Genomic DNA, 24,420 nt, shown 5'->3' on the forward strand with positions numbered 1-24,420 from the left:
CCATCCCTGGTAGCCGCCGCCACCATGTCCACGATCCCGCGTTCCATCGCTCCCCGTTCGCCACGCCTGCATCTGGCGGCGCGCATCGTGGTCGCCATCTTCGGCGGCTACGGCTTCGCCTGGGGCATCGTCGCCGCCGGCGCCAGCCTGATGTTCGCCGCCGGCATGGACTTCCACGATGCCGAGTTCCTCGCCAGCCTGTTCGGCGTGCTGGCGTTGCTGGCGGTGTTCCTGTGGACCTTCGCGGCGCGCCGGTTGTGGGTGGTGTGGACGGTGCTCGTGGGCGGTGGCGCCTTGCTGGCCGCCGTCGGTTCGTTCGTGCAATCGCGGCTGGTCTGAGGCCGGGGACGTCATCATGATGCAGAGCTTCCGCCAGGCGATGGCTTGGCTGCATACCTGGTTCGGGCTGGTCCTCGGCTTCGTGCTGGTGGCCGCGTTCTTCTTCGGCGCGCTGTCGGTGTTCGACCGCGAGATCGACCGCTGGGCGATCCCGTCCACGCGCTTCGAACCGCAGCCGATGCCGTCGTACGAAAAGATCCTGCGCCCGGCGTTCGAGCGCATGCAGCCGCTGCCGGCCGCCGTGGATGCGATGCGCCCGCGCGTGGACGGCCCGATGCCCGAGCGCTTCGACACCGTGGTCAGCTGGAGTGCGTACACCACCCACCGCGATCCGGTGCTGCAGCTGTTCGCCGGCTACGAGGTGCCGAACGCGAAGGATCCGGAGGAAGCCATCTGGGCCGACGCCACCATCGACCCGCGCGACGGCACGCCGCTGCCGAACGACCGACTGAAGGTCGGCAGCGGCTTCTTCTATCCGATGCACTACGGCCTGACCCTGGACTGGAAGAACCTGGGCATCTGGATCGTCGGCTTCTCCGCCCTGATGATGCTGGTGGCGCTGGTCACCGGCGTGGTCATGCACCGCAAGATCTTCCGCGAGTTCTTCACCTTCCGGCCCGGCAAGGGCGGTCTGCGCAGCGTGCTGGACCTGCACAATCTGACCGGCGTGGTGGCGTTGCCGTTCCACTTCTTCTTCGCCTTCACGGGCCTGCTGATCTTCGCGGCGACGTACTACTTCCCGGTCGGTCACACGCAGCTGCACGACCTGCACGACCTGCATGCGGCGGTGGAAGCGCGCGAGACCGGCCTGCCGCACCTGCGTGCGGGCGTACCCGCCGGGCTCGCCGATGTCGATGCGATGGTGGCGGACGCGCAGCGGCGCTGGCAGGCGCAGGACAAGGCCGGCGATGTCGGCTTCCTGGTGCTGCAGCATGTCGGCGATGCGAACGGCTATGTCAGCGTGTACCGCGCAGGCACCGACCGCATCGCGCTGGTCGGCGATGGCATCCACTACAAGGCGTCCACCGGCGAACTTATCCGCGAGGATCCGCCGCCGAGCGCGGCGGGCCGCGTCGCCGAATTCCTCACCGGCCTGCACCTGCAGCACTTCCGCCACTGGCTGCTGCGCTGGATGTACGTGCTGGGCGGCCTGCTTGGCGCGGTATGCATCGCCACCGGCTTCCTGTTCTTCGTCGAAAAACGCAAGCGGCAGCATGCGCGGCAGGGACAGCAGGGCGCGCGGGTGGTGGATGCGCTGGCGGTGACCACCGTCACCGGCATGGTGCTGGCGGCGCTGGGCATCCTGGTCGCCAACCGCCTGTTGCCCGAAGGGCTGCCCGCACGCGGCGACTGGGAGCGCTACGCCTTCTGGGGCACGTGGTCACTGGCGATGCTGCACGCGGCCTGGCGCAGTGCGCCGGTGGCCCGTGGCCTGCCGAACCCGGCGTGGCGCGAGCAGTGCGGCATGATCGCGCTGCTCGCGCTGGCGGCCATGCTGTTGAACTGGGCTACCACGGGCGACCATCTGGTGCGCACGATTCTCGCGGGCTACTGGCCGGTAGCGGGCGTCGACCTGGCACTGCTGTCGACCGCCGTGATCGCGGCGTTCACCGCGCGCCTGCTGAAGCAGCGTGCGTCGCTGCCTGCAGCGCATCGGGACATGGAGACGACGCATGCCTGAACCCGTGACCGCGGCCCTGCTCCTGCTGGCGGCGCTGGTGGCCAGCGCGGCCGGCATGGGATGGCTCGCCCTGTCCATGCCGGTGCATGCGCAGCAGGTCTGGAGCGCGGTGCCTGCCGGGTCGACGCGGCGCGCGCTGAAGATCGCCGGCGCGGTCGCCGTGGCCGTGGCGCTGGGGCTCTGCCTGGCGGTCGACCATGCCACCATGGCCAGTCTGGTGTGGGTGATGGGGCTCACCGTCGCCGCCGCGGGCGTGGCGATGACGCTCGCATGGCGGCCGCGCTGGCTGCGCGCGCTGGCGCCCTGGGTGCGGCGTCCCCACGCATAAGGCCGGGGCGCACCCCCAGCAACGGCGGAAGACTCCGCCCGTCCGCTCGCCGTGCTGTCCGCCGCCGCAGGAGTAGGATGGCGACAGGCGGGGGTACTGATCGAATGGATGCGCCGGTCGACAATGCACGTGCCGTGGCGTGGCCGGCGAGGATGGATCACCGGCGGCGTCGCCGCGCTTTCCATCTTCTGCTCGCGACCGGCTCCATCATGGTGCTGGTGGGACTGGGTTGGGGGGTGTTCTTCGCCTGGCGCGGGGAATGGGCGGTGGCGGCGATGGAGCTGGCGATGGCAGCACTGGGTGCCGGCGTGATCGTCATGGCGCGCCTGCATCGCCCGCGTGCGGCGTCGTGGGTGGCGTTCGTCGGCCTCACAGGCGTGCTGTGCTTCTTCTCCGCGTACCTTGACGTGCCCACCGCGCAGGCGCCCAGGACCAGCCATGTGTTCCTGCTGGTACTGGCGTTGTGCGGCCACCATGTGTTCCGCGACGAAAAGCCCTGGCTGCGTTACGGACTGGTGGTGGCGCTGCTGGTGCTGTTCGTCGTCTTCGCGGCCGCGCCCGTGACGACGCCTTCGTCGCTCGCGATTGCCGAGGACGTGCGGCGCGTCGGCATCTGGATCAATCTCGCCACCGCTGTGGCCAGCCTGCTGATCGTGGTGCGCCTGGCCGATTCGGACATCGCCGAGCACCGCGCGCTCCACCGCGCGCTGCGCGATGCACTGTCGCAGCGTCGCTTCGTGCTGCTCTACCAGCCACAGGTGGACGCGGCGGGGCGCATCGTCGGCGCCGAGGCCTTGCTGCGCTGGCACGATCCGCGGCGCGGCCTGATCCGTCCGGCCGACTTCATGCAGGCCGCCGAGGACAGCGGCTTCATCCTGCCGCTCGGGCACTGGGTGCTGCAGGAGGCATGCCAGCAGTTGGCGGTCTGGCAGGCGACACCCGCCCTGCGCCACGTGCGATTGTCCGTGAACATCAGTGCGTTGCAGTTGCGTCAGCCGGACTTCGTGCAGCACGTGGACGACGTGATGGCGCGCAGCGGCATCCAGGCGGATGCGCTGACGCTGGAACTGACCGAGAGCGTGCTGGTGCACGACATGGAAGACGCAGTGGGAAAGATGCGCGCGCTGCACGCGATGGGCGTGCGCCTGTCGCTCGACGACTTCGGCGCGGGTTACGCATCCCTGTCGTACCTGCGGGACCTGCCGTTCGCCGAAATGAAGATCGACCGCGCCTTCACCCGCGACGTCGTGCGCGACGCCCACGCGGCCACGATCACCCGCAACCTGCTGCAGCTGGGCCGCGACCTTGGCATCGACGTGATCGCCGAAGGCATCGAGCACGACGACCAGTTCGCCCTGCTGGGCGGGCAGGGCTGCGTGCTGTTCCAGGGCTACCTGTTCGGGCGGCCGATGGACGTGGCCGCCTTCACCGAGCGCATCGCATCGTCGTGAGGGGAGGGGATGCGCTCAGCGCAACGCGCTGTCCGGCACGTGGATATCCATCGCCAGCGCCAGGTGGTCCGAGTTGGCGGCAGGCATGGCGCGTGCGTTGTCGCCGCGCAGGCCTTCGCTGAGCAGGATATGGTCGATCGCGCGCAGCGGGCGCCAGCTGGGGAACGTGGGAACGCAGAACGCCGGCGGACGCAGGCGCGTGCGCTTGTACAGCAGCTCCATCTCCGGCGCGTCGGGAACGCAGTTGAAGTCGCCCATCAGCACGGCGTGCGGGTGGTCCGACAGCAGCTCGCCGATGAAGGCCAGCTGCGACCTGCGCGAATTGGCGCCCAGCGACAGGTGCGCCACCGCCACGGTCAGGCCTTCGTCGCCGTCGCCGAAACGCGCCATCAGCACGCCGCGGCCGCCGATGCGGCCGGGCAGGCTGTGGTCGGTCACTTCCACCGGCTCCAGCTTGCTGAGCAGGCCGTTCGCGCTGCCGGCCACGCGCGCGACATTGCGGTTGGGCTGGTGCGTCCAGAAGTCGAAGCCGGCGCGCTCGGCGAGGTAATGCGTCTGGTTGGTGAAGCCCGAGCGCAGGCTGCCCGGGTCGGCTTCCTGCAGGCCGACGATGTCGTGTTCGCCGGCCAGCTGGGCGATGGCATCCAGGCTGCCGCGCTTGTTGCCCGCCGGCAGCGCATGCGACCAGCTGCGGGTGACGTAGTCGCTGTAGCGGCGCGTGCTGGAGCCTGCCTGGATGTTGGCGCTCAGCACGCGAAGCCGCCGCGTGGAAGAAGAGTCGGTCATGGAAGTGGGGGCTTCCGCGCCACTCAGCGCCGCGCGCGCTCCATCGCGACCAGGTGATCGGCGATGCGCAGCACGTCGGCGTAGGTCTGGCCGCCGGTGATGCGGTACTTGCCGTTGACGATGATGGTCGGCGTGCCTTCCACGCCGCTGTTCTTGGCGAACTGCATGCCGCGGCCGACCTGGGCATTGGTCCCGAAGCTGTTCATCAGCGACACGAACTCCTTCGCGTCGACGCCGTACTGGGCGTACCACTGCGCGATCTGGGCCGGATCCGCCGGCGGCTTGCCTTCGCCCGGCAGCGTGCGCTGCAGGTGGATGGCGCTGAACACCGCATCGTGGGTCTTGTCGACCAGGCCCTTCGCCTGGGCTGCGTAGAACGCCTTGCCATAGGGAGCCCAGACCGGGCCGAACACCACCGGCACGTAGGTCACGCGCACGTCGGCCGGCTGCTTCTTCTTCCATGCCGACACTTCCGGCGCAAAGCGCGCGCAGGCCGGGCAGACGTAGCCGAATACCTCGACCACCTCGACCTGGCCGTTGAGCGGGGCGTAGGGCTGGCCGTTCGGGATCTCGACGTAATCCTTGCCTGCGACCGGCGCCGGACCCTGCGGCGGAACGATCGGGTTGGCACTGGCGGCAGTCGCGGCAGCGGTGCCGTCGGCGGGGGTGGTGGTCGCATCGGCCGGCGTCGCCGGTGCTTCGGCGGCGGGCGCCGTCACCGTCGCATCGGTCGCGGCGGCGGTTGCCTCGGGCGTCGGTGTCGTATCAGTGGAGGGCTTCGGACCACAGGCCGCCAGCACGGGCAGCAGCAGGGACAGCATCAGGGCGTGGCGGGATTTCATCGCGCGAACTCCAAGGGATCACAGGAAAGAAGGTGCCGGCCGGGCCGGGGACATCGCATTCTGCATGGCGCCCGCAGCGGTCGCCATGACGGAATCATCACTTGCGCGCGCGCTCGCGGGCCACCAGGCGGTCGGCGATCTGCAGCATGTCGCTGTAAGTGCGTCCGCCGGTCACGCGGTACCTGCCGTTGACGATGAGCGTCGGCGTGCCCTCCACGCCGGCGCCGGCCACCCAGTCGCGGGCCTTGGCCAACTGCGCGTCGACGGCCGGTCCTCGCAGGGCGGCGACGAACTTCGCGCGATCGACGCCCTGGCTGGCATAGAAGTTGGCGATCTCGTCGACGGAGGCATTCTGGATCGGCAGCGCGCCGGTCTTGTGCAGGGCGTCGAACACCGCCTGATGGGTCCGCGGCTGCACGCCCAGTTGCTGGGCGGCGAAGAAGGCGCGGGCGTAGGGAATCCAGTAGCCACCGAAGGCGGCTGGAACGGGGGTCAGCTGCACATCGCGCGGCAGGGTCTTCTTCCAAGCCACCAGCGTGGGTTCCAGATGGGCGCAATGGATGCAGGTGTAGCCGAAGACTTCGGCCACCTCGATCTTGCCCTTCACCGGCGCGAACGGCTGGCCCTCGGCGATCACCTCGTAGTCCTGGCCTTCGACCAGCGGCGCGGGGGCCGCGGGGGCGGCGAGCGCGGTGACCGGCAACAGGGCCAGCAGGGTGATCAGCACGGGCAGCAGGCGCGACGCCATCGGACTCTTCCTCTAGGGGCGGCGCCCGGTCGACGGGTCCGCGAAAAAAGAAACGCCGGCCATGGTGGGGCCGGCGCGATGAACAGGAGCTTGAACCGGCAGCCGCGCGTAGCGGCGTGCGGCCGTGTCGTTACTTGCCGCCGGCTTTCGCGGCCGCCATGTCGTCGGCGCGGGCATGCAGGCCCTGCAGGTAGCTGGCGAGCGCCTGGATTTCCTGCTCGGTCAACGGGCCGGCGACCTGCGCCATGATGTTGAAGTGGGCGGCGTCCTTCAGCGTGGTCGTGCCCGCCTTGTATTCGGTCAGGCGACGCACGGTGTAGTCCTGCATCTGGCCGCCGATGTGCGGATAGGCCGGGCCCGGGTTGCCGGCGCCGGTCGGGCCATGGCACGCCATGCAGGCCGGCACGCCGCGCTTGGCGTCACCGCTGCGGTACAGCTGCTGGCCCACTTCGTAGAACTTCATGCCCTTGTAGGCTCCGTCGGCGACGACGCTGTCGTCGGCCAGGCCGGCGCCGGACTTCTGGGTGGCGAAGTACGCGCCCACGTCGCGCATGTCCTGCGCACTCAGGGCCTGGGCGAACGGGGCCATCACCGCCGCCATGCCCGTGTTGCGCTCGCCCGAGGCGAACAGCGCCAGTTGCTGGGCGACGTAGCGCTCGCTCTGGCCCGCGATGCGCGGGTACTGCGGGTCGCTGGGGTTGCCGTCGACGCCGTGGCAGGCGGCGCAGGCGGCGGCCTTGGTCTGGCCGGCCTTGGCATCGCCCCAGGTGGTCTTGGCGAGATTGACCTCCAGCGGGGCGGTCTCGACCGGCGCATTGTCGGGCACGGGAACGACCGTGGTCTGTGCAAAAGCGACTGCGCCCACGGCCAACACGGCCAGTCCGGCAAGTCCCATAACGCGAGCGTGGCGCATGCTGAAGCTCCGAAACCCTTGACTGAGGCGGCGCCCGAAGAGGCCGCGAAACCCCCGAATTATCGTCGCGGCGGCTGCTCGCGGTCAATTCAAACGGTATCCCGCCCGCCACCGTGCGATCCTATCGCCATGTCGAACCCCCTGAATTCCGCCACTTACCTGCTCTCCGCCCATACCCCGCGCCAGTTGCCGGAGGATGGCGGCTTCGAAGTGGCCTTCGCCGGCCGTTCCAATGCCGGCAAGTCCAGCGCCCTCAACGCACTGGTCAACCACAACCGGTTGGCCCGCGTGTCCAAGACGCCCGGCCGCACCCAGCAGCTGGTGTTCTTCCAGGTCCAGCCGGACCGCTATCTGGTCGACTTGCCCGGGTACGGGTATGCGAAGGTGCCGCAGGACCTGCAGGCGCACTGGCAGGCCTTCATCGATCGCTACTTCCGCACCCGCGACGCGCTGAAAGGCCTGGTGGTGGTGATGGACATCCGCCATCCGCTGAAGGAGTACGACCGGCAGATGCTGGGCTACGCCGTCCAGCGCGGCCTGCCGGCGCATGCGTTGCTGACCAAGGCGGACAAGCTCGGTCGCGGCCAGCAGGGCAATGCCCTGCAGGCGGTGAAGAAGGAGCTGTTCTCCGCCTTCGGCGATACGGTCAGCGTGCAGACGTTTTCCGCCGAGTCGAAGCAGGGCGTGGACGAGGCCCGCATGATCGTGGGCAACTGGCTGGAACTGTCCTGAGCCGGAACTCAGACGCTGACGTGGAAGAGGCGGCCCACGGCCGCGGCAGCCGCCATCGCCATCGCGCCCCAGAAGCCGACCCGCCACGCGCCGCGAAGAACCGGGGCACCGCCGACCCTGGCGGCCAATCCGCCTGACACCAGCAAGCCCGCCAGGGTCGCCACGGTGGTGACCAGCGCGACCCTGTCCGGTGGCGCCAGCAGCGTCGTCGCGATCGGCAGCAGGGCACCGACCGTGAAGGCAGCGGCCGACGCCAGCGCCGCCTGCACCGGACGTGCACGCAGCGCCTCGGTGATGCCGAGTTCGTCGCGCATGTGCGACGCCAGCGCGTCATGCGCGGTCAGCTGCTGGGCGACCTGCCGCGCCAGCACCGGATCCAGACCCCGCTTGACGTAGATCTGCGCTAGCTCCGCCAGTTCGCCGTCCGGCATCTCGCGCAGCTCGCGGGTTTCGACGGCGAGCGCGGCGGCTTCTGCGTCGGCCTGCGACTGCACCGAAACATATTCGCCGGCCGCCATCGACATGGCGCCCGCGACCAGGCCGGCCACGCCGGTCACGAGGATGGTCGACGCGCTGGCCCCGCTGGCGGCGACACCGACCACCAGGCCGGCGACCGAGACGATGCCGTCATTGGCGCCCAGCACGGCCGCGCGCAGCCAGCCGACACGGTCGGTGCGATGGCGTTCGCGATGGCGCGGTGCGGTGTCGCGGGCGGGGTGCGTCATGCGCGCAGCGTACGCCCGGCAAGGTCGGGCGTCGATCCGCCCCATCGCGTCCATGGATGGGATGCTGCGGCGTTGTCGTGGCGATGCTGGCGTGCAGGCGGCCACGTTATAGTGCCGGCCCTGCCACGCTGGCACGCCGGCGTCGCGTCCCCCTTGCGAGTCCCGCCCTTGTCCAGTCCCAGCCACGTCGCCGACACGCTGATCACCGACCGCACCCAGTTGGTGGAATACATCGCCTCGGGCGAGAAGCCCGCGCAGGACTGGCGCATCGGCACCGAGCACGAGAAGTTCGGCTTCCGCCTGGACGACCTGCGGCCGCCGACCTTCGATGGCGACCGCGGCATCGAAGCGCTGCTGAAAGGCCTGACCCGCTTCGGCTGGGAAGCCATCGAAGAGAAGGGTCGCGTGATCGCACTGTCGAAGGATGGCGCCTCGGTCACGCTGGAGCCGGCGGGACAGCTGGAACTCTCGGGTGCGGCGCTGGAGACCCTCCATGAAACCTGCGTCGAAGTCGGCACGCACCTGAAGGAAGTGAAGCAGGTCGCCGACGAACTGCAGCTCGGCTTCCTCGGCATGGGCTTCCAGCCCAAGTGGCGCCGCGACGAGATGCCGTGGATGCCGAAGGGCCGCTACCAGATCATGAAGTCGTACATGCCCAAGGTCGGCCAGCTCGGCCTGGACATGATGACGCGCACCTGCACGGTGCAGGTCAACCTGGACTACGCCAGCGAAGCGGACATGGTGAAGAAGTTCCGCGTGTCGCTGGCGCTGCAGCCGGTGGCCACGGCGCTGTTCGCCGACTCGCCGTTCACCGAGGGCAAGCCGAACGGCTACCAGAGCTACCGTTCGCACATCTGGACCGACACCGACGGCGACCGCACCGGCATGCTGGACTTCGTCTTCGAGGACGGCTTCGGTTACGAGCGCTACGTCGACTACCTGCTCGACGTGCCGATGTATTTCTCCTACCGCGACGGCATCTACCACGATGCCAGCGGCAAGTCGTTCCGTAGGTTCCTGCGTGGAGAGCTGGATGTGCTGCCGGGTGCGCTGCCCACGCTGCGCGACTGGTCGGACCACATGACCACCGCCTTCCCGGAAGTGCGGATGAAGAAGTTCCTGGAGATGCGCGGCGCGGACAGCGGTCCCTGGAATCGCATCTGTGCACTGCCCGCGTTCTGGGTGGGCCTGTTGTACGACGATGCCGCACTCGATGCGGCCTGGGACCTGGTCAAGGATTTCTCGCTGGCCGAGCGCCACGCGTTGCGCGACGGCGTGCCGAAGCACGCGTTGAAGCTGCCCTTCCGCGACGGCACCGTCCGCGACCTGGCCCGCGAGGCCGTGAAGATCGCCATCGGCGGCCTGCAGCGCCGCGCGCGCCTCAACAGCAAGGGCGTGGACGAAGCCGGCTTCCTCGATGCGCTGGTCGAGATCGTCGAGGCCAACGAGACCCCGGCCGAGCGCAAGCTCGCCCTCTTCCACGGCGAGTGGAACGGCGACATCGACGGCGTGTTCCGCGACTTCGCGTACTAGGCGGGATCCCGGGCGCAGCCTGTCCCGGGTCGCCGTTGTTTTGCGTTGCTCACCCTTGAAGTGGACGTATCCGGCGCATGCCGGATCCGGTCACGCAGGGGGCCGCGGCAGGGTGCCGGGGCGCACATCCGCGAGCGATGCATGGATCAGGTACCGGTCACCCAGTTGCTGAAGCGCGCGCGCGAGGGTGACGTGCGGGCGGCCGATGCGGTGTTCGCCAGCCTCTACGACGAGCTCAAGCGTGCCGCCCACCTCCAGCTGCGCCGGCACCACGACAACCTCGACACCACGGTGCTGGTGCACGAAACCTATCTGAAGATGGCGACGGGCGAACGCCTGGCGGCCAACGATCGCGCGCACCTGCTGGCGATGTCGGCGCGCGCGATGCGGCAGGTGCTGGTGGACCACGCGCGCATCGCGCATGCCCAGAAGCGCGGCGGCGGCGTGGAAGCGCTGACGTTGACCGCGCGGCTGGGCGGCGGCGAACGGGCGGTGGTCGAAGTGCTGGCGCTGGACGAGCTGCTGGATGCCCTGCAGCAGGCCGATGCGCGCGCGGCGCAGATCGTGGAGCTGCGTTATTTCGGTGGCTACGAAGAAGCCGAGATTGCGCAGATGCTCGGCGTCAGCGAGCGTACCGTGCGGCGCGACTGGCGCGCGGCGCGCGCTTTCCTGCTCGCGGAGCTGGGCAAGTGAGCGAGGGCGGGCCCGAACGTCGCCGGCAGGCGCTGGCGCTGTTCCGCGAGGCGGTGGAGATCGCGCCGACCCAGCGCGACGCATGGCTCGCGGGTGCCTGCGGCGGCGACGCCGCGCTGCGGGCCGATGTGGATGCACTGCTGGCCGCGGACGCGAGCGGCACGGAACCGTTCGCCGGCGATGCGCTGGCCTGGGGCCGTGCGTTCCGCGACGAGCACGGCGACGTGGCACGCGATGCGCTGGTCGGCCGCAGCATCGGTCCCTGGCGCCTCACCGGCATCCTCGGCCATGGCGGCATGGGCGCCGTCTACCGCGTCGACCGCGACGACGGCGCCTACGCGCAGCATGCCGCGCTGAAGCTGATCCGCGCCGGCACCGACTCGCAGGCGGCGCGCGAACGCTTCCTGCGCGAGCGGCAGATCCTCGCCCGGCTGCGCCATCCGAACATCGCCACGCTGCTCGACGGGGGCATCAGCAGCGAAGGCGACCCGTGGTTCGTGATGGAACTCGTCGACGGCGAGCCGATCGACCGCTGGTGCGACACGCGGCAGCTAGGCCTGCGCCAGCGCATCGTGCTGTTCCTGCAGGTGGTCGATGCGGTCCGCCATGCGCATCGGAACCTGGTCGTCCATCGCGATCTGAAACCCTCCAACCTGCTGGTGGATGCCGACGGGCGGGTGAAGCTGCTCGACTTCGGCATCGCCAAGGAACTCGCCGATACGCGCGCAGTGACGGTCGACCGCGCGCTGACCTTCGAATACGCCTCGCCCGAGCAACTGCTCGACGCACCCATCACCACCGCCACCGACCTGTGGCAACTGGGCGTGGTGCTGCACCGCCTGCTGGCGGGCGCGCATCCGTTCGGGGTGACGCGCGAAACGCCGGTGGCGCACCAGCTGCAGCAGCTCGATCGCGATCCGGAGCCACTGACGCGGGCGGCGTCGCACGCCAGCAGCGAGCAGGCCGCGCAGCGCGGAGGCCACACCCCGGCATCGCTCGCACGCGCGTTGCGGGGAAGCCTGGCGCAGATCGTGCAGGCCTGCCTGCGCCGTGATCCGGAAGCGCGCTATGCCTCGGCGGACGTATTGGCGAACGATCTGCGCGCCTGGCTCGACGACCGGCCGATCAGCGCGGTGCCTTTGTCGCGGGTCGACCGCGCGTTGCTGTGGCTGCGACGCAACCGCGCCCTGGCGGCGGCGTCGGGCATCGTCGCGGTGGCGTTGCTGGCCGGTACGGGCGTCGCCGTGTGGCAGGCCCGCGAAGCACGCGCGCAGGCGCGTATCGCCGAGCATGAGGCTGCGAACGCACGGGCCACGCTGGCGTTCCTCTCCGATACGCTGGCGGCCGCCTCGCCCGAACAGGCCGGCAGCAGGGAAGTCAGCGTGCGCCAACTGCTCGACCAGGCGCAGGCCAAGCTCGAACAGCGCACCCTGGATCCCCAGGTCAGGCAACCGGTCCAGCGGATGCTCGGCCGTTTGTACCTGGCGATCGGGGAGCAGCAGGCCGCCGTCGACGTGTTCGCGGCGGGGCTCGAGGGCGTCGAGCCGCAGCAGCGGGACGAAGCGCTCGCGCTGGCCGATGACCTGGTGGCCTATTCGGATGCACTGGCCGATCTGGAGCACAACGCCGAGGCGTTCGCGGCAGCCGAGCAGGCCGTGGCGTTGCGAAGACGTTTCGCGCCCGACGATCCCGAGCAGCAACTGCGCGCGATGGCGCATCTCACGCTGGGCCATGTCGAGAAGTTCGGCCTGGACGCCTGCCGGAAGCGGGCCGAGGCGTCGCTCGCGTTCGCCAAGCAGATGTACGATCCGCCGGTCGACATCGTGCTCGATATCTACTCCGACATCAGCACCGCCGCCAACTTCCAGAACGATCGGCGCCGCCTGCTTTCGGTCAGCCGCGAGGGACTGGCGTATGCCGATCAGCATGGCATCGCCGCCCATTCACCGGTGCGGCAGTCCCTGACCCGCGGCCTGGTCGCCGGGCTGGTGCTGGAGGGCCGGTCCGGGGAAGCGGAACAGGTGATCCGCAAGGCGATCGCCGACGGCGAGAAGACCGGCGGGTACGGCGGTGCCAGCGAAACCGTGCTCTACCAGACGCTCGCGGAAACCCTGATCGGTCAAGGACGCTACCGCGAGGCGCTGCTTGCGCTGGACAGGAGTTACGCCCTGTCCAGCCAGGCCGGCGAGGGGCCGCGCAACCTGGCCATGGCGCTCACCAACATCGCCACGCTCAACCTCATGTACGGCGACTACGCGACTGCCCTGGCACGCTCCACGCAGGGCATGGCACGACTGCTGGAGGCGGAGGTTCCGCCTGACGATACGTTCCGCCGCAGCGCGGAGCGCACGCACGCGCGCGTGCTGATCGCCAACGACCGGTTCGATGACGCGGCCCGCCAGCTCGACAGCCTGCTGGAACGCGCGCGGCGCCTGGATGGCGAGGACTCCGAGGAGTACGCACTGGTGCTTGGCGACCAGCTCGGCCTGTATCGCCGGATCGGCGATGTGGCGCGCGGGGTCCCGTTGCTGGCCGACCTGCGCCTCCGCATGACACGGCGTGGCGTGCCCCAGACGCACGAACAGTTCGGTCACTTCTTCGGTTACGAGGCAGCCTTCGACCGCATGCGCGGCGACGCGGGACGGGCGGAGCAGCACCAGCGCGAAGCGGTCCGCCGGCTCGCGTCCAGCGCAAGCGCCGTCGACGCGGCGATCGCGCGCGCCACCCTGGCCGGCGACGTCGCGGTGCGCGGCGACAGGGCGCAGGCGAAGGAGCTCCTGGCCATCGCCCTGCCGGTATTGCGCGCTGCGTTGCTGCCGGGCGAGCGTAATCTCGCCGCGGCGGAACGGCTGGCCACCACGCTGTGAACCCGCGAGCGCGCTACTGCTCGCAGGGCGCGATCGGCGTCAGCGTGTAGCGCTCCGTCCCGCTGTTGCAGCGCGTGCCCATCGGCGTCTTCACGCACCCGTTGCCTGATCCGGTCAGCGTGCCTCCGCGCTCGTCGGCCGAGACGGAATACGTGCCATTGCCGTAGACGCCGACGCCGCCCATGTTGCCCTGATAGCGGTAGGTCCCGCCCTCCTCGCTGCTCGGCGTGAAGGTCACCACATTGCCGCCTCCGCTGATCGTGAACGGCTCGCCGAGGTTGCAGACGGTGCCGGTCCCGTAGAACGCATCCAGCCCGCCTGCCGCGGTGTAAGCCTGCGGGCGCTTGGTGTCGAAGGCCAGCGTCGCGCGTCCCACGCCGCGCTTGCTGCGCGCTTCGAACGTGATGCTGGCCTCTTCGTTCTTCTTGTCCGGCCCCGCATAGGCGTACTTCGCATCCGCCGGCACCTTGCCGCCCGCGGGCTGCAGGCTCGCGCCGCCGCTGAGCGTCGCGGTCACCGTGCCGCCGGCGGGCGCGCCATCGGACTTCGCGCGCGGAATGGCCTCCAGATCGAACGCGGTGCTCGGGCGGATGCCCTTGCGCTTGCCGGGATTGCTGGTGACCTTGAGCTCCACGCAGCGGCCGCTTTCCCACGGCCCTCCGCCCTGGCCGACACCGCGCAGCATCATCTCGGCGACCATCTGCAGGTAGACGAAGGACTGCTCGGCCAGCTGCGCCGCGTGCTTCACTTCATCCATGCGGAAGATGCTGAAGCCGCTATGGTCGCCGAAATCCTCGTAGCCGCTGCCGGGCGAACGTCCGTAGCCCATCCTGACGTCGAAGGACTGCGGCTTGCCGCCGACCGTGCCGCCTGCGGACATGGTCATGCTCGCCGTCGATCCGGCATTGTCCTGGATCAGGTGCGCATCGTTGTCTAGGAACCGTTCGAGCTTGAATTCACTGCGCACATGTCCGCCCGCACCGGCCTGGCCGACGACGTTCATCTGCGAATCCACGTTCAGCGTCACCGTCAGCTTGCCTTCCGCATCCGGGCAGGCGTCGATGTGGACCTTGATCTTCATCTTGCCCGACAGCCCGTCGGTGGCCTTGCCGTCGAATTCCAGCGTCTGGTCCAGCGAACCGTCGGCACCGAAGTGCAGTTCCGCACCGCCCTTCCCGTCCTTGTCGGCGCCCAGCTTCACCGGTCCGGCCTTGACCAGGTCGGCCAGCTGTTCGTCCGACATGGTCTGCACCGCGCCATTGACCATGCCGCCGGCGATCAGGCCGCCGAAGGCGCCCACCGCGAGGCCGGTGAAGCCGGCATCCAGGCCGCTGCCATCGAAGGCCGCGGGGATCATCCGCGGCACATCGGCCTGCGTGCCGCGCAGGGCGCGCTCGTTCTGCTCGCCCCATGCCCTGAGCGCCGCCACCGCGTTCGCTTCGCCACCCAGCGCATCGACCATGCCGGTGGCTTCCATCACCCGGTAGTGCACCAGGTAATCGAACAGCGCCATCTTTCGAAGCGTGGCGTCGGGCTCCGAGGCGCGGAATGCATCCCTCTGCGCGCGCGTCGGCATCAATTTCGCACGATTGTCGGCGACGCCTGCGTCGCCGGATTCCGCGTCCGGGCGCGAGCACGCGGCGATCATGCAGGCCGTGAGCGTGAGGCAGGCGAGGAGGCGCGTCTTCATGGACATATCCCGGCAGGAGTCAACGGTCGGCGGTCGTGGCGAGCAGCGTGCGGGTGTCGGCTGATCGGAGCTTCAGCAGGGCAGCCCAGTCCTGCCGGTTGAGATTGCAGTGCGCGGGGACATCCGGGCTGCAGGCAGCATCGCCAGCCGCACGCGCCGGCAGGTCGGCGAAACGGCCCTGTGCATCCAGCCGCAGCATCCGCAACGCGACGGTCTGCTGCACGTTGCCGCCGACCAGCCACGCCATGCCGTCCTGTGCGGACACGACGATGTCGCAGTGCATCGGCAAGCTGTCGCCGGCATCGAGGCTGTCGATCAGTCCCGCGTAACCCAGCGCACGCGACCGACCCCGCACGTAGCAGAGCAGGTCACCGGGTTCCGGTGCCGCCTCGTCCGGGGCGACCAGCCGATAGGGCGCCGTCGGCGATGCGTGGCGCGCGGCGCGCACGTAGTCGACATGGCGCGACGAGGTGCCGAAGCCCGGTACGCGCGCCTGCCGCATCACCCAGGACACGAACGCCGCCGACCATGGCATGTCGACCACGAAGCTGCGGCACGCCGCGCCCGCGCCACCGCAACCGCTGCCGAGCCCGCTGCCGTTCCAGTACGCCGCCACCTTGCGCCAGGCCGGCGCACCGTCGGCCAGCACGTCGTTCTCCGCTTCGTAGACCGCCTGCCCACCGACCCGGCCTTCCGCATCGATGAAGGGGCGGAACCACGCGTGGTTCTCCTGGCAGGCGATGGCCGCGATGCGCGTGGCCACGTCGGTCGACGCCGTCCGGGTGCGCAGTTGTGGACAGGGATCGGTCGCACGGGCAGTGGGTGCGTACCAGAGGGTGGCAAGGGCGAACAACAGCAGCAGTGCGGGCTTCATCGGGTGTCATCCATGGCGGAGGGAGGCAGGCGCAAGGCCTGCCGCTGGCGTGATCAGAAGTTGCGCAGCAGGCCGCGCAGCAGCTTCTTCGCGCCGCCCTCTTCCTTCTTTTCGGGGTCTTGCTTGCCGTCGCCGTCGTCATCGCCGGTCGGCATGCCGCCCATCTCGCTGAAGTCCATGCCCAGCATCGCCACCGTGGTCGCCTTGGTGCGCACGCGGACGTTCCATTCGGGATCCCATGGCTGTTTCGGGTCCGCAGGCTTGGGGGGCCACGTGATGTTGGTCTCGGGACCGTAGGCGATCATGTTCAGCGAGGCGAAGCCGCCCGGTTGTCCGCCCTTGCCGCTGGCCTTGAAGATGCCCTGCGGCACCGCGCAGCTGGTCGCGCCTGGTGCCAGCAGTACTTTCTGCTTCAACCATTTGTCGATGTACGAACCGGTCAGGTAGTTCACCAGTTCGTGGCCGGCGCCGGGTACCTCTGCGCTGCTCCACACGGTGAAGTTGCGTTCGTCCTGCATGGCGATCGCGTTGAGGAAATAAGCCCTGGCGCGATCCACAGGCTGCCAGCTCAGGGCGATGCTGTCCGTCAGTTCGCCACGCGTCTGCAGCGCGATCTTCGGCATGAAGTCAGCGTTCTGTCCCAGCTCGAACTGCAGCGAGGCCGGCACGCCCTCACCGCTCATGCGGTGCGGGCCGACCAGCGACGAGCGTTCGCCGACGCGTCGGTTGTTCTTCAGGTTGGGCCACAGCGCGTAGCCGGGAGTGACGTCGACGTCGCGATCGGGAACGAACAGGCCGGGTGCCAGCGCGCCGTCCTGCTGGAACTGGCCGTTCTTTACCTTCAGCGTCATCACCTTCGGCTGGCCCGGGCGCACCGTCGCGCCGCACCCCCAGTACTGGCGGATGGTCACTTCGATGTCGTGCATCTCGGGATTCTTCGGGTCTTCGACGTCCCTGCCGGGCGGGGGCGGCAGCAGCGACAGCGACTTGCCGACGCCCAGCCCCGCCGGCACCGCCTGCTCGGCAGGTACGCCGGGCTTGAGGCGGTTGTACAGCGCGATGTCGAGCACGTGGCCCTGGGTGGCCGGGATGTTCCGCGACTGCGGATAGGCCTGCGGACCCTTCTCGCCCCCCATCATGCGGCCGGCCAGTCCGCCCAGTGCGCCGAGATCGGGCATGCCCGCCATGGAGTGGGTGGCGACATCGATCCAGACCTGCGTTTCAGGGCCGGCGGGCGGTGCGCTGCTGGCAGGCAGGGCGATGGCCAGTACCGTGGCGAGGGCGAGTGTCAGCGGGGGGCGGCGCATGGGGCGGCTCCTGGAGTGGGCGATGGGGAGGTATGCGAAGGAAGGCCTCCCCAGCGGACACGCGCCGGCCGGACCGGATCGGCCGTGATCAGAAGTCCAAAGTTGGGCCCGTTTGGTTAGGCATAGTTAGGCCATAGCAGCGCTCAAGGGCACCGACTATGCTTCTGGGCACGGCCATAGTTGGTTCCTATAGGGCTTCCGACGGCTAGAGAAGGGGTGCAGCCACCGTTTGCTGAGCTAGAGTACGAGGGCGCGATAGGAGTCAGCGATGAACTCTTCGATCAACAGATCTTTGTACGCGTTAGCCCGCGAAGTGATTTCAGGGCGTATGGCAGTTCTATCGGGCCAACTTTCTCGTGAGCGGAGTAGGCCAGATCGGGATGACGCTTTATGCGCTGAGATCCGGGAGAGCATGGCTCAACTGTTCTTGGAGCGAGAAGCCCTGTCGTCTATCGACCGAGCCCCACTAGAAACAGCGATCCGCAAACATGCGAGGTCTATTACAGGGGCAGAAGCAGCTATCGCCGCGATCTCTGACTTTCATCGGGGATCAGAGAATGAACTGCACTAAATCGCTTTCCTTTGGCAGTGCGTGTTGATGGCTATAGATGGCACCATACTGGCATGGCCACTTCCGACCCGAAGCAGACATCTGAGGGGCCTACTCGGCCGCAGAACGGGCGGGTCTAGCTCGCCCGATATAGGGCGAGCCCGTCGTGACAAGCCCACGTAACGCTCCTTTATGCATAGCCTCTGTGGGTCCGGCTATACGTCAGCTTGTTAGCCGCATCCGGCAGCCGTAAGATCAAGCGATATCAAGGGATAGCCCGCCATACGGTGCGCTTTGGGTGATATATGACCGGACCCAGGGATCCTGCTATTAGGTAGTTAGGTGGGTTTGGAGGCAGCGGTGGAGCACAACCTCGAAAGGCTAAAAGCGCACATCCTTCCGCTTTCGCAGTCGGATCGATTTGATGTGGCGCGTACCGAGTGGGATCTAGTTGCGTCGAGATCACTGAGGACTTCGATCACTGCCCTTGTGGGCAAGAGATCAAAGAGCACTGCTACATCACAAATCGCATCACAGGCGAATCAACTTATGTTGGCAACGTCTGCATCAACCGGTTCCTGGGTATCTCTACAGGCACGCTGTTCGACGGTCTCAAACGGATAGCCAAAGACCCTCACGCCAATGCAAACCTTGATGTAATTCGTCACGGATTGAAGCTTGGCTTCATCTACGAATCTGAGTACGACTTCTTAGTATCAACCCGCCTAAAACGAAATCTCTCGCTTAAGCAGCTCGAATGGAAACGCAAGATTAATCGTCGCATCACGCAGCAGATTGTGGTGCGTCGTCGCACACGCCCCTAACATTTCACTCAAGCCGGCGCCGTTTCGCGGCACGGCCTAATTCAAGCGTTAGGCATCACTGCCAAGCGTCCCCCCTGTTACACAAGGAGAAGTCATGAAAGGCATGTCAGTTGTACTGTTTGTTCTGTTCTCTACCACCATTGTGAGCGGCTGTGCTTCTCTAAAGAATCATACCGTCCAGTCCAGCGATCCCAACCTCATCTTCATAGGCGAGGAAGCTCCTGCTGGCTACCCCAGAACGTATGCCGCAAAAAATGGTCCGAGCTGTGAGAATGTCTCGGAATATTGGGTCAAAGATAAGGGGGCTGGCTCTCGGAAAACCATGTGGCGCAAAGTAGTTGAGCGCACAACCGTCACTTGTGAGTGATGCCTAACAGTTCATTCAAGTCGATGCCACTTCGTGGCACGGCTTAGTTCAGGAGTTTGAGGCGAGGAAACGCACATGGCGACTCGAAAGCGCACGGTTGGATCGCTCTCACTAGAGTTGCTGGCAAAGTCTAGGGAGGCGGCACTCTGTGCGATCCGTGTCTTCAACGATCCCGGCGTTACCTTTAAGTCTGAGACGTTCATCGTCCTGATGATCATCGCTTGGACTTACATGCTACACGCGCACTACCGACGCAAATCAGTCGAGTATCGATACTTTACTAAGACCGGCAAGCGCAGAAGCTTCGATCGAACAAAGACGGGGGCGTTTAAATACTGGGAACTCGAGCGATGCCTGAACGATAAGGCATCCCCCATAGACAAGGATGCTGCGAACAACCTCAGATTCCTCATTAGGTTGCGTCACGAGATCGAGCATCAGATGACCCGATCACTAGATGGCTACCTAAGCGGCAGGTATCAAGCTTGCGCGTTGAATTACAACGATTACATCAAGAAGCTCTTCGGAAAGCGCTTCGGACTCGATAGCCATTTGACGTACAGCATTCAATTCGTCGAGCTTACAGGCGAACAACTCAACGGCCCGAAGCCAGAGGCTTCGGTCCCAGAGAGACTGCGCGCATACATAGCCGAGTTCGACGCGGCGCTCACGCACGACGAGTACAACAGCCCTCGATTCTCGTACCGCCTTCTCTTTAAGAAGAAACTCGTTAACCGTCCCGGCCAAGCGGACCGTGTCGTCGAGTTCATCGATCCCAACTCGGAGCTTGCGAAGACCATTGACAAGGAATACTGGGTCAAGAAGGAAGTAGAGCGGCCTAAGTTCAACGCGTCGAGCGTGGTCGCGGAGGTCAGGAAGGCCGGCTTTCCGAAGTTCAGGGTCCACCATGACCACACCAACATGTGGAAGCGAGAGAACGCCAGAGATCCGGGCAAAGGCTTCGGAGTCGAGGTCGAAGGCGCTTGGTTGTGGTACGACACCTGGATCAAGCGTTGTATTGAGATGTGTGAAGCCGAAGGCGACAAGTACGTGTGAGATCGCGTCTAACTATGCGTTCAAGCAGACTGCGGGGAGAGGCTATCGTGTTCCTGATAATGTATTCCCCGGTCGCTTAACGCGGCGTTTTTGGTCACACCGACTCTCATGGCCAGTCCACAGCAAATGCCAGCGCAACTATTCGTCGACGATAGTGGCGGGAAAGGCCACAGCAAACACTTTGTTCTCGCCGGACTCGTTTCCGACTCAGTGCGCTGGAGAGGGTTCTGCGCAGAATGGCGCGAATGCCTGAGCGAGCAGCCAGAGATTCCTCTATTCAAGATGAGAGAGGCTGCGACGCTTACAGGCGCATTCCACAAGTTCACAAAACAGCAACGAGATGATCGCCTTAGAAAGCTGGCTGCAATCATCAATCGTTATGTTGAGTTCGCAATCTGGACCGCAATTGATCTAGACGCCCACGCAAACACTTGGTCAAAGTTGGGAAAGCCAAGTTCGGAGCCATACTTCTGGTGCTTGCACACGCTGGTACTGGGTACTTGCTTTGACTTGTGGGAGGAGTGCGGCTGGAGAGAGAGGTTTGAAGCCTACTTCGACGAACAACTGATCTTCGGTGAGCGAGCTAGAAAGTGGCTACCGTTTATCTCCGAGCTAATGCGGCACGCCCATCCAGTTGAGTCGGCCCTACTGCCTGACGATCTGATCTTCTGCAAAGACGATGATTTTCCTCAGATCCAAGCAGCTGATCTCTGGGCTTGGTGCATCCGCAGGAACACCGACAACCCCGAAGAAGAGTCATTCAACTGGCTGGTCGGTGAGATGAGCAATGTTAGCCAGTCAAACTACTGCAACTATTACGACCTTGAGCGAATGACCGCGGTAGTCAATGAGTCCTACCGAATCGCACAATCTGGTGGTGTACCCAATCATCTAGTTCCGCTCTATAAGCAAACCTTATCCAGCAAAGGTAGAGGAAAGTGAGCCCTAACAATTCGTCCGCGCGGACGCAGCTTCGCGGCGCGGCTTAGCTCAGGCGTTGACATCAGCCATGGACACTCAGCTTGTTGTTGCAGTCATAGGTGTTTCGGCCGCTCTTCTCGGTTCAATTGTCGGCGGCGTCTCCTCGTACCTCTCTACCCGATCTATGCGCAAGTTGGAATGGAAACTCGCGCGCATAGACCGAGAGATTGACAAGAGAGAGACGCTTTACGCCGATTTTCTTTCAAGCGCGAATCTTGGAATGCTGTCATCCTTCGACAAGGATCCAGATTCAACTGAGGTCATCAAGCCCATAATGAATCTGGAGGCCAGGATTCGCTTGGTGTCTCCTGAGTTAGGAGGGCTGGCTAGGAAGGTGGTTTCCTGCGTGATAGATCATCATCAGAAAGAAAAGAATGACAAAGCTAGCTATCCGCCGCTCAGGGATGAGTTCATCTCTCGATGCAAATCTTCACTCGATGCACTGCGAGCTGATGTCTAAAAATTTTTTCAAACGGGACCAGCTTCGCGGATCGACTCATTTCAGGCATTAGGTGCTTATGGCAGGTTTGGGAGGCTTCAGCGATTTTCTGGCGGCGGTCGCACTTCTTGTAGCCGTCGTGTCTGCGGTTTACGCCCGTACCTCTGCGAAAGCTGCACAAGCGTCGAACAAGATTGGGTTACACCAGCCCCGCAAGGAAATCTATGACGGCCTGCTTGCCTTCAGAGCGCTCTTCATGGGAATGGATATACATCCAACTGAAGAAGAGATTGATGCTTTCTACATCAAATCGGTGGCTCCCTCCGCCATCTACCTTCCACCGGATGTGGCTCAGCGAATCCATAAACTCCACAAGCGCGCTTGGCACCTCTACACCATGATCGAGGTCGCAGAAAGCGGCGATGATCCTCAAATGTCCAAGTGGGACTACATCAACCCTCTTCAGGAGCTTGGAAGGACAGAGGTGGAGGAGGTTATAAGGGCGGTGACGGACCTCATCCATGTGGGTCGCACCTAATAGTTAAATCAAGCCGAACCCGCTTCGCGCAGGTAGTCCTTTCTATCGTCACGTCATGAGGGTCGCCAGCCACGCATGAACCCGGAAGCGAGCTTCTGAGGAGCATTAGGCTACGAAACCGTCCGCTTCCCGCGCTTGGGTCTTTCATCGTCCCAGAACCAGCTACGAGCGGGGTGCACTAATCCTCCAGGTCGTGGTCAGCGAATCCGCGCGTGGCCAGCATCTCCGAAAGTTCACGGCATTGGACATCGGTCAGGATGGGGAACAATCGCGAAGACATCCTCTGGCTCACGGTACATGTGTTATTACCGTTCCAGATGGCGGACGTGATCCCCAGCGCATCCCAGAAGCGCGCCAGCCTACGGTCTCCGGTGCACAGTCCCAGCGTCTCCGGTCCTAGGGGCACGCCCGCTGCAAGCATCTCGACGGCGCGCACATCCGATACTGCATTGTGAGCGGCCTTGGCGTCATATTTCAGTTTGGGCTTGATGACGCCTCTGGCCGCCGACGCGGTTGCCTCATTCGCACCCTCGTACAAGCAGGACAGGGTTGCAATGAGCACAAGCGAGGCGCCTAGGCCATTGCGTTGAGCCGCGTCGAGGATTCGATCTCGGATGGCGGGAAGTTCGCGCCGTGGACGTCTCTCGGCGATCTCGGGCGAAATTTCGCATAGGAAATCCGCCTCTGCACGATGCCGCGCATGTAGGTCAACGACATTCTGATAGAGCTGAAGGAAGTCATCGTCCCCGTGTCGAACTATCCTGGCGCTGCGGAAATAGGCACCGATCTTCTCAAGGGATCGCCGGTACTCGTCCTTGAAATCGTCCAGAGTTGGTATCTGACTCTTGTTGCCCTCGAACGCACACAGCACTGGATTGATAGCCTGCGTAGGCGTGTCTAGGAATTGCAGCCACCAATGCATGGCAGCGTCGCGCGCGCTTTCCGGTTCGTCGTGAGGCCTGCGGCCGATCCAGCTGACGACGTTGCGATCGAGCAGGTGGATGACCGCACTGGTCATGGCCAATGGCGAGACGCCGCCGGGCACCAGCGAATAGACCGTGATGGGATGCCTGAACTTCAGGGTCATCGACAGCTGCAAGGAGGGTTCGACGTTCACGCGTCTAGCGTCCGCAAGGGAGATTGCTTGGATGCAGGAGGGTCTACAGCGCTCAGGTGTCGCGACGCGATACGGGACCGCGACCTTTCAGCAATCCGGAATCACAAGTGTTGCTTGGTCGGGTGTGCACGCACGAAGGGAGTAATGGACAAGAGGGTCAAGAATAGAGTCGGCACTGTAGCTCGATCTGCGGCGCACGAGTGCGAGGGTTTGATGACGATCAATCCTTACGGGGACGCAAGCATGGGGAAGGAGACTGAGCAGTCGCATAGTGAGAGAAATCAACGTCCGCGCGTTCCGAACAATGGCGGGATGTTGACATGCGCCGGGGATAGAGCGAGCCAGATACCTCGCCGTTGTCCATTGCGTTGCCACGTCGCCATTCAACTCCGACAACCGAAACTGCGTAAGCAGCGCTAGGTACCCATACAAATCGCCCCTCCAAAGCAGTGATGCAGGGTCTCTTGCCGGGAAGAAAATTACTTGTCCGTCGCTACAGGCGGGCAGTTCGATGCGCCGATGCGAAAGTAGGTATGACGGCTCACATTCGTAGGTCTCTATGAGCTCGCGAAGCCTAGATGGTGTATAGCTCCTCGACTCCAGCAAGTGAAACGGCCATCGGCTTGCTTCGGCAAAGACTGGGAAGTGATCGGCGATTCGGGCCTCGCGCTTTCGAGTAAGGACGCCACCGCGAAGCGCAGCCCTCGTGTCAGATTGACACTGCGACGCCTCACTGGGCAGCTGTGCGAGCACGGTCAGAAGCACGCGCTCCCTAAATAGATCGACCTTTGACTTGGGTGGACGCCCTCGCCGAGCAGGGGCCAAATCGGTGAGTTCCGAATGCACCGTATTCATCGAATAAATGCACCTCAAAAGGCGAATTAATTCTGGGTGCGGGAGATGAACCTTTGCAACTAGGCTGGGCTCGACGGCGGGCAACAAGAAATGCCTGGTGCTCGCGGCTGCTCGCTAGGCATGGAGCCGCACTATCCAGTGGACGCGGTCGAACTAGCTAGCGCTCTGGAAAGCTTAGGAAAAA

The 24,420-nt window shown here is 65.4% G+C and carries 22 protein-coding genes; 13 read left to right on the forward strand and 9 right to left on the reverse strand.

Annotation, left to right across the window (positions count from 1 at the left end):
* Window positions 1–24 precede the first annotated feature (24 nt).
* The 4 genes from ACSQ19_RS08285 to ACSQ19_RS08300 all read left to right on the forward strand — a co-directional run bounded on the left by ACSQ19_RS08285 (window position 25) and on the right by ACSQ19_RS08300 (window position 3,799).
* A complete protein-coding gene (locus ACSQ19_RS08285) occupies window positions 25–339 on the forward strand; it encodes an iron uptake protein (RefSeq protein WP_435996203.1) in 315 nt (104 codons plus the stop codon).
* A 16-nt stretch (window positions 340–355) separates the two neighbouring features.
* Window positions 356–2,020, forward strand: a complete 1,665-nt coding sequence (locus ACSQ19_RS08290) for a PepSY-associated TM helix domain-containing protein (protein ID WP_435996205.1) — start codon at window positions 356–358, stop codon at window positions 2,018–2,020.
* Entirely contained in the window at window positions 2,013–2,348 is a 336-nt protein-coding gene (locus ACSQ19_RS08295; RefSeq protein ID WP_296281381.1) for a DUF3325 domain-containing protein, read from the forward strand. The genes ACSQ19_RS08290 and ACSQ19_RS08295 overlap by 8 nt, the downstream gene beginning before the upstream one ends.
* Before the next feature lie 104 nt (window positions 2,349–2,452).
* Entirely contained in the window at window positions 2,453–3,799 is a 1,347-nt protein-coding gene (locus ACSQ19_RS08300; protein WP_435996207.1) for a putative bifunctional diguanylate cyclase/phosphodiesterase, read from the forward strand.
* A gap of 15 nt (window positions 3,800–3,814) precedes the next feature.
* Here ACSQ19_RS08300 and ACSQ19_RS08305 read toward each other — a convergent pair whose 3' ends face one another.
* The 4 genes from ACSQ19_RS08305 to ACSQ19_RS08320 form a co-directional block, all read right to left on the reverse strand.
* Window positions 3,815–4,585, reverse strand: a complete 771-nt coding sequence (locus ACSQ19_RS08305; protein ID WP_435996209.1) for an endonuclease/exonuclease/phosphatase family protein — start codon at window positions 4,583–4,585, stop codon at window positions 3,815–3,817.
* 23 nt (window positions 4,586–4,608) lie between these two features.
* The gene (locus tag ACSQ19_RS08310; protein WP_435996211.1) at window positions 4,609–5,427 is read right to left on the reverse strand and encodes a thiol:disulfide interchange protein DsbA/DsbL; all 819 of its coding nucleotides are present in this window, start codon (window positions 5,425–5,427) and stop codon (window positions 4,609–4,611) included.
* Window positions 5,428–5,524: 97 nt separating this feature from the next.
* Window positions 5,525–6,175 (reverse strand): thiol:disulfide interchange protein DsbA/DsbL, encoded by a 651-nt coding sequence (locus ACSQ19_RS08315; protein ID WP_435996213.1) that lies wholly within the window; start codon window positions 6,173–6,175, stop codon window positions 5,525–5,527.
* A gap of 130 nt (window positions 6,176–6,305) precedes the next feature.
* Window positions 6,306–7,088, reverse strand: coding sequence for a c-type cytochrome (locus tag ACSQ19_RS08320; RefSeq protein ID WP_296281386.1), 783 nt, complete (start codon window positions 7,086–7,088; stop codon window positions 6,306–6,308).
* Window positions 7,089–7,217: 129 nt separating this feature from the next.
* Here ACSQ19_RS08320 and yihA point away from each other — a divergent pair, with 129 nt between their 5' ends.
* Window positions 7,218–7,820 (forward strand): ribosome biogenesis GTP-binding protein YihA/YsxC, encoded by a 603-nt coding sequence (gene yihA, locus ACSQ19_RS08325; RefSeq protein ID WP_296281387.1) that lies wholly within the window; start codon window positions 7,218–7,220, stop codon window positions 7,818–7,820.
* 8 nt (window positions 7,821–7,828) lie between these two features.
* Here yihA and ACSQ19_RS08330 read toward each other — a convergent pair whose 3' ends face one another.
* Window positions 7,829–8,545: a VIT1/CCC1 transporter family protein gene (locus tag ACSQ19_RS08330; protein ID WP_296281388.1), complete on the reverse strand. Its 717-nt coding sequence runs from the start codon at window positions 8,543–8,545 to the stop codon at window positions 7,829–7,831.
* A 153-nt stretch (window positions 8,546–8,698) separates the two neighbouring features.
* Between ACSQ19_RS08330 and ACSQ19_RS08335 the strand changes: the two genes are divergently transcribed.
* From ACSQ19_RS08335 to ACSQ19_RS08345, 3 genes are all read left to right on the forward strand, one after another.
* Window positions 8,699–10,078 carry a glutamate--cysteine ligase gene (locus ACSQ19_RS08335; protein ID WP_343229815.1) on the forward strand — a complete coding sequence of 460 codons (1,380 nt, stop codon included), beginning with the start codon at window positions 8,699–8,701 and terminating at the stop codon, window positions 10,076–10,078.
* A 141-nt stretch (window positions 10,079–10,219) separates the two neighbouring features.
* Window positions 10,220–10,771: an ECF-type sigma factor gene (locus tag ACSQ19_RS08340; RefSeq protein WP_296281390.1), complete on the forward strand. Its 552-nt coding sequence runs from the start codon at window positions 10,220–10,222 to the stop codon at window positions 10,769–10,771.
* On the forward strand, window positions 10,768–13,638 hold the full coding sequence (locus ACSQ19_RS08345; RefSeq protein WP_435996217.1) for a protein kinase domain-containing protein: 2,871 nt from the start codon (window positions 10,768–10,770) through the stop codon (window positions 13,636–13,638). Before ACSQ19_RS08340 ends, ACSQ19_RS08345 begins: the two co-directional genes overlap by 4 nt.
* A 13-nt stretch (window positions 13,639–13,651) precedes the next feature.
* On the opposite strand, the gene ACSQ19_RS08350 is transcribed toward ACSQ19_RS08345, so the two are convergent.
* Genes ACSQ19_RS08350 through ACSQ19_RS08360 form a run of 3 tightly spaced genes read right to left on the reverse strand, consistent with a single transcriptional unit; the run spans window position 13,652 to window position 17,509 of the window.
* Complete coding sequence (locus tag ACSQ19_RS08350) at window positions 13,652–15,328, reverse strand: hypothetical protein (RefSeq protein WP_435996219.1); 1,677 nt, start codon at window positions 15,326–15,328, stop codon at window positions 13,652–13,654.
* Window positions 15,329–15,347: 19 nt separating this feature from the next.
* A complete protein-coding gene (locus tag ACSQ19_RS08355; RefSeq protein WP_435996221.1) occupies window positions 15,348–16,202 on the reverse strand; it encodes a DUF2272 domain-containing protein in 855 nt (284 codons plus the stop codon).
* A gap of 53 nt (window positions 16,203–16,255) precedes the next feature.
* Entirely contained in the window at window positions 16,256–17,509 is a 1,254-nt protein-coding gene (locus ACSQ19_RS08360) for a hypothetical protein (RefSeq protein ID WP_435996223.1), read from the reverse strand.
* Between the two features lie 1,468 nt (window positions 17,510–18,977).
* On the opposite strand from ACSQ19_RS08360, the gene ACSQ19_RS08365 reads away from it, so the two are divergent.
* From ACSQ19_RS08365 to ACSQ19_RS08385, 5 genes are all read left to right on the forward strand, one after another.
* The gene (locus ACSQ19_RS08365) at window positions 18,978–19,250 is read left to right on the forward strand and encodes a hypothetical protein (RefSeq protein ID WP_435996225.1); all 273 of its coding nucleotides are present in this window, start codon (window positions 18,978–18,980) and stop codon (window positions 19,248–19,250) included.
* Between the two features lie 75 nt (window positions 19,251–19,325).
* Window positions 19,326–20,306, forward strand: a complete 981-nt coding sequence (locus ACSQ19_RS08370; protein WP_435996227.1) for a DUF3644 domain-containing protein — start codon at window positions 19,326–19,328, stop codon at window positions 20,304–20,306.
* A gap of 108 nt (window positions 20,307–20,414) precedes the next feature.
* Window positions 20,415–21,248, forward strand: a complete 834-nt coding sequence (locus ACSQ19_RS08375; RefSeq protein ID WP_435996229.1) for a DUF3800 domain-containing protein — start codon at window positions 20,415–20,417, stop codon at window positions 21,246–21,248.
* A 67-nt stretch (window positions 21,249–21,315) separates the two neighbouring features.
* On the forward strand, window positions 21,316–21,747 hold the full coding sequence (locus tag ACSQ19_RS08380; protein WP_435996231.1) for a hypothetical protein: 432 nt from the start codon (window positions 21,316–21,318) through the stop codon (window positions 21,745–21,747).
* 58 nt (window positions 21,748–21,805) lie between these two features.
* Entirely contained in the window at window positions 21,806–22,264 is a 459-nt protein-coding gene (locus tag ACSQ19_RS08385) for a hypothetical protein (RefSeq protein ID WP_435996233.1), read from the forward strand.
* A gap of 178 nt (window positions 22,265–22,442) precedes the next feature.
* Here the strand turns inward: ACSQ19_RS08385 and ACSQ19_RS08390 are convergent, their stop codons facing one another.
* A complete protein-coding gene (locus ACSQ19_RS08390; RefSeq protein ID WP_435996235.1) occupies window positions 22,443–23,381 on the reverse strand; it encodes a hypothetical protein in 939 nt (312 codons plus the stop codon).
* Between the last annotated feature and the right edge of the window lie 1,039 nt (window positions 23,382–24,420).

Source organism: Pseudoxanthomonas sp. LjRoot127, from assembly GCF_964253495.1.
In the GTDB taxonomy this organism is placed as follows: Bacteria; Pseudomonadota; Gammaproteobacteria; order Xanthomonadales; family Xanthomonadaceae; genus Pseudoxanthomonas_A.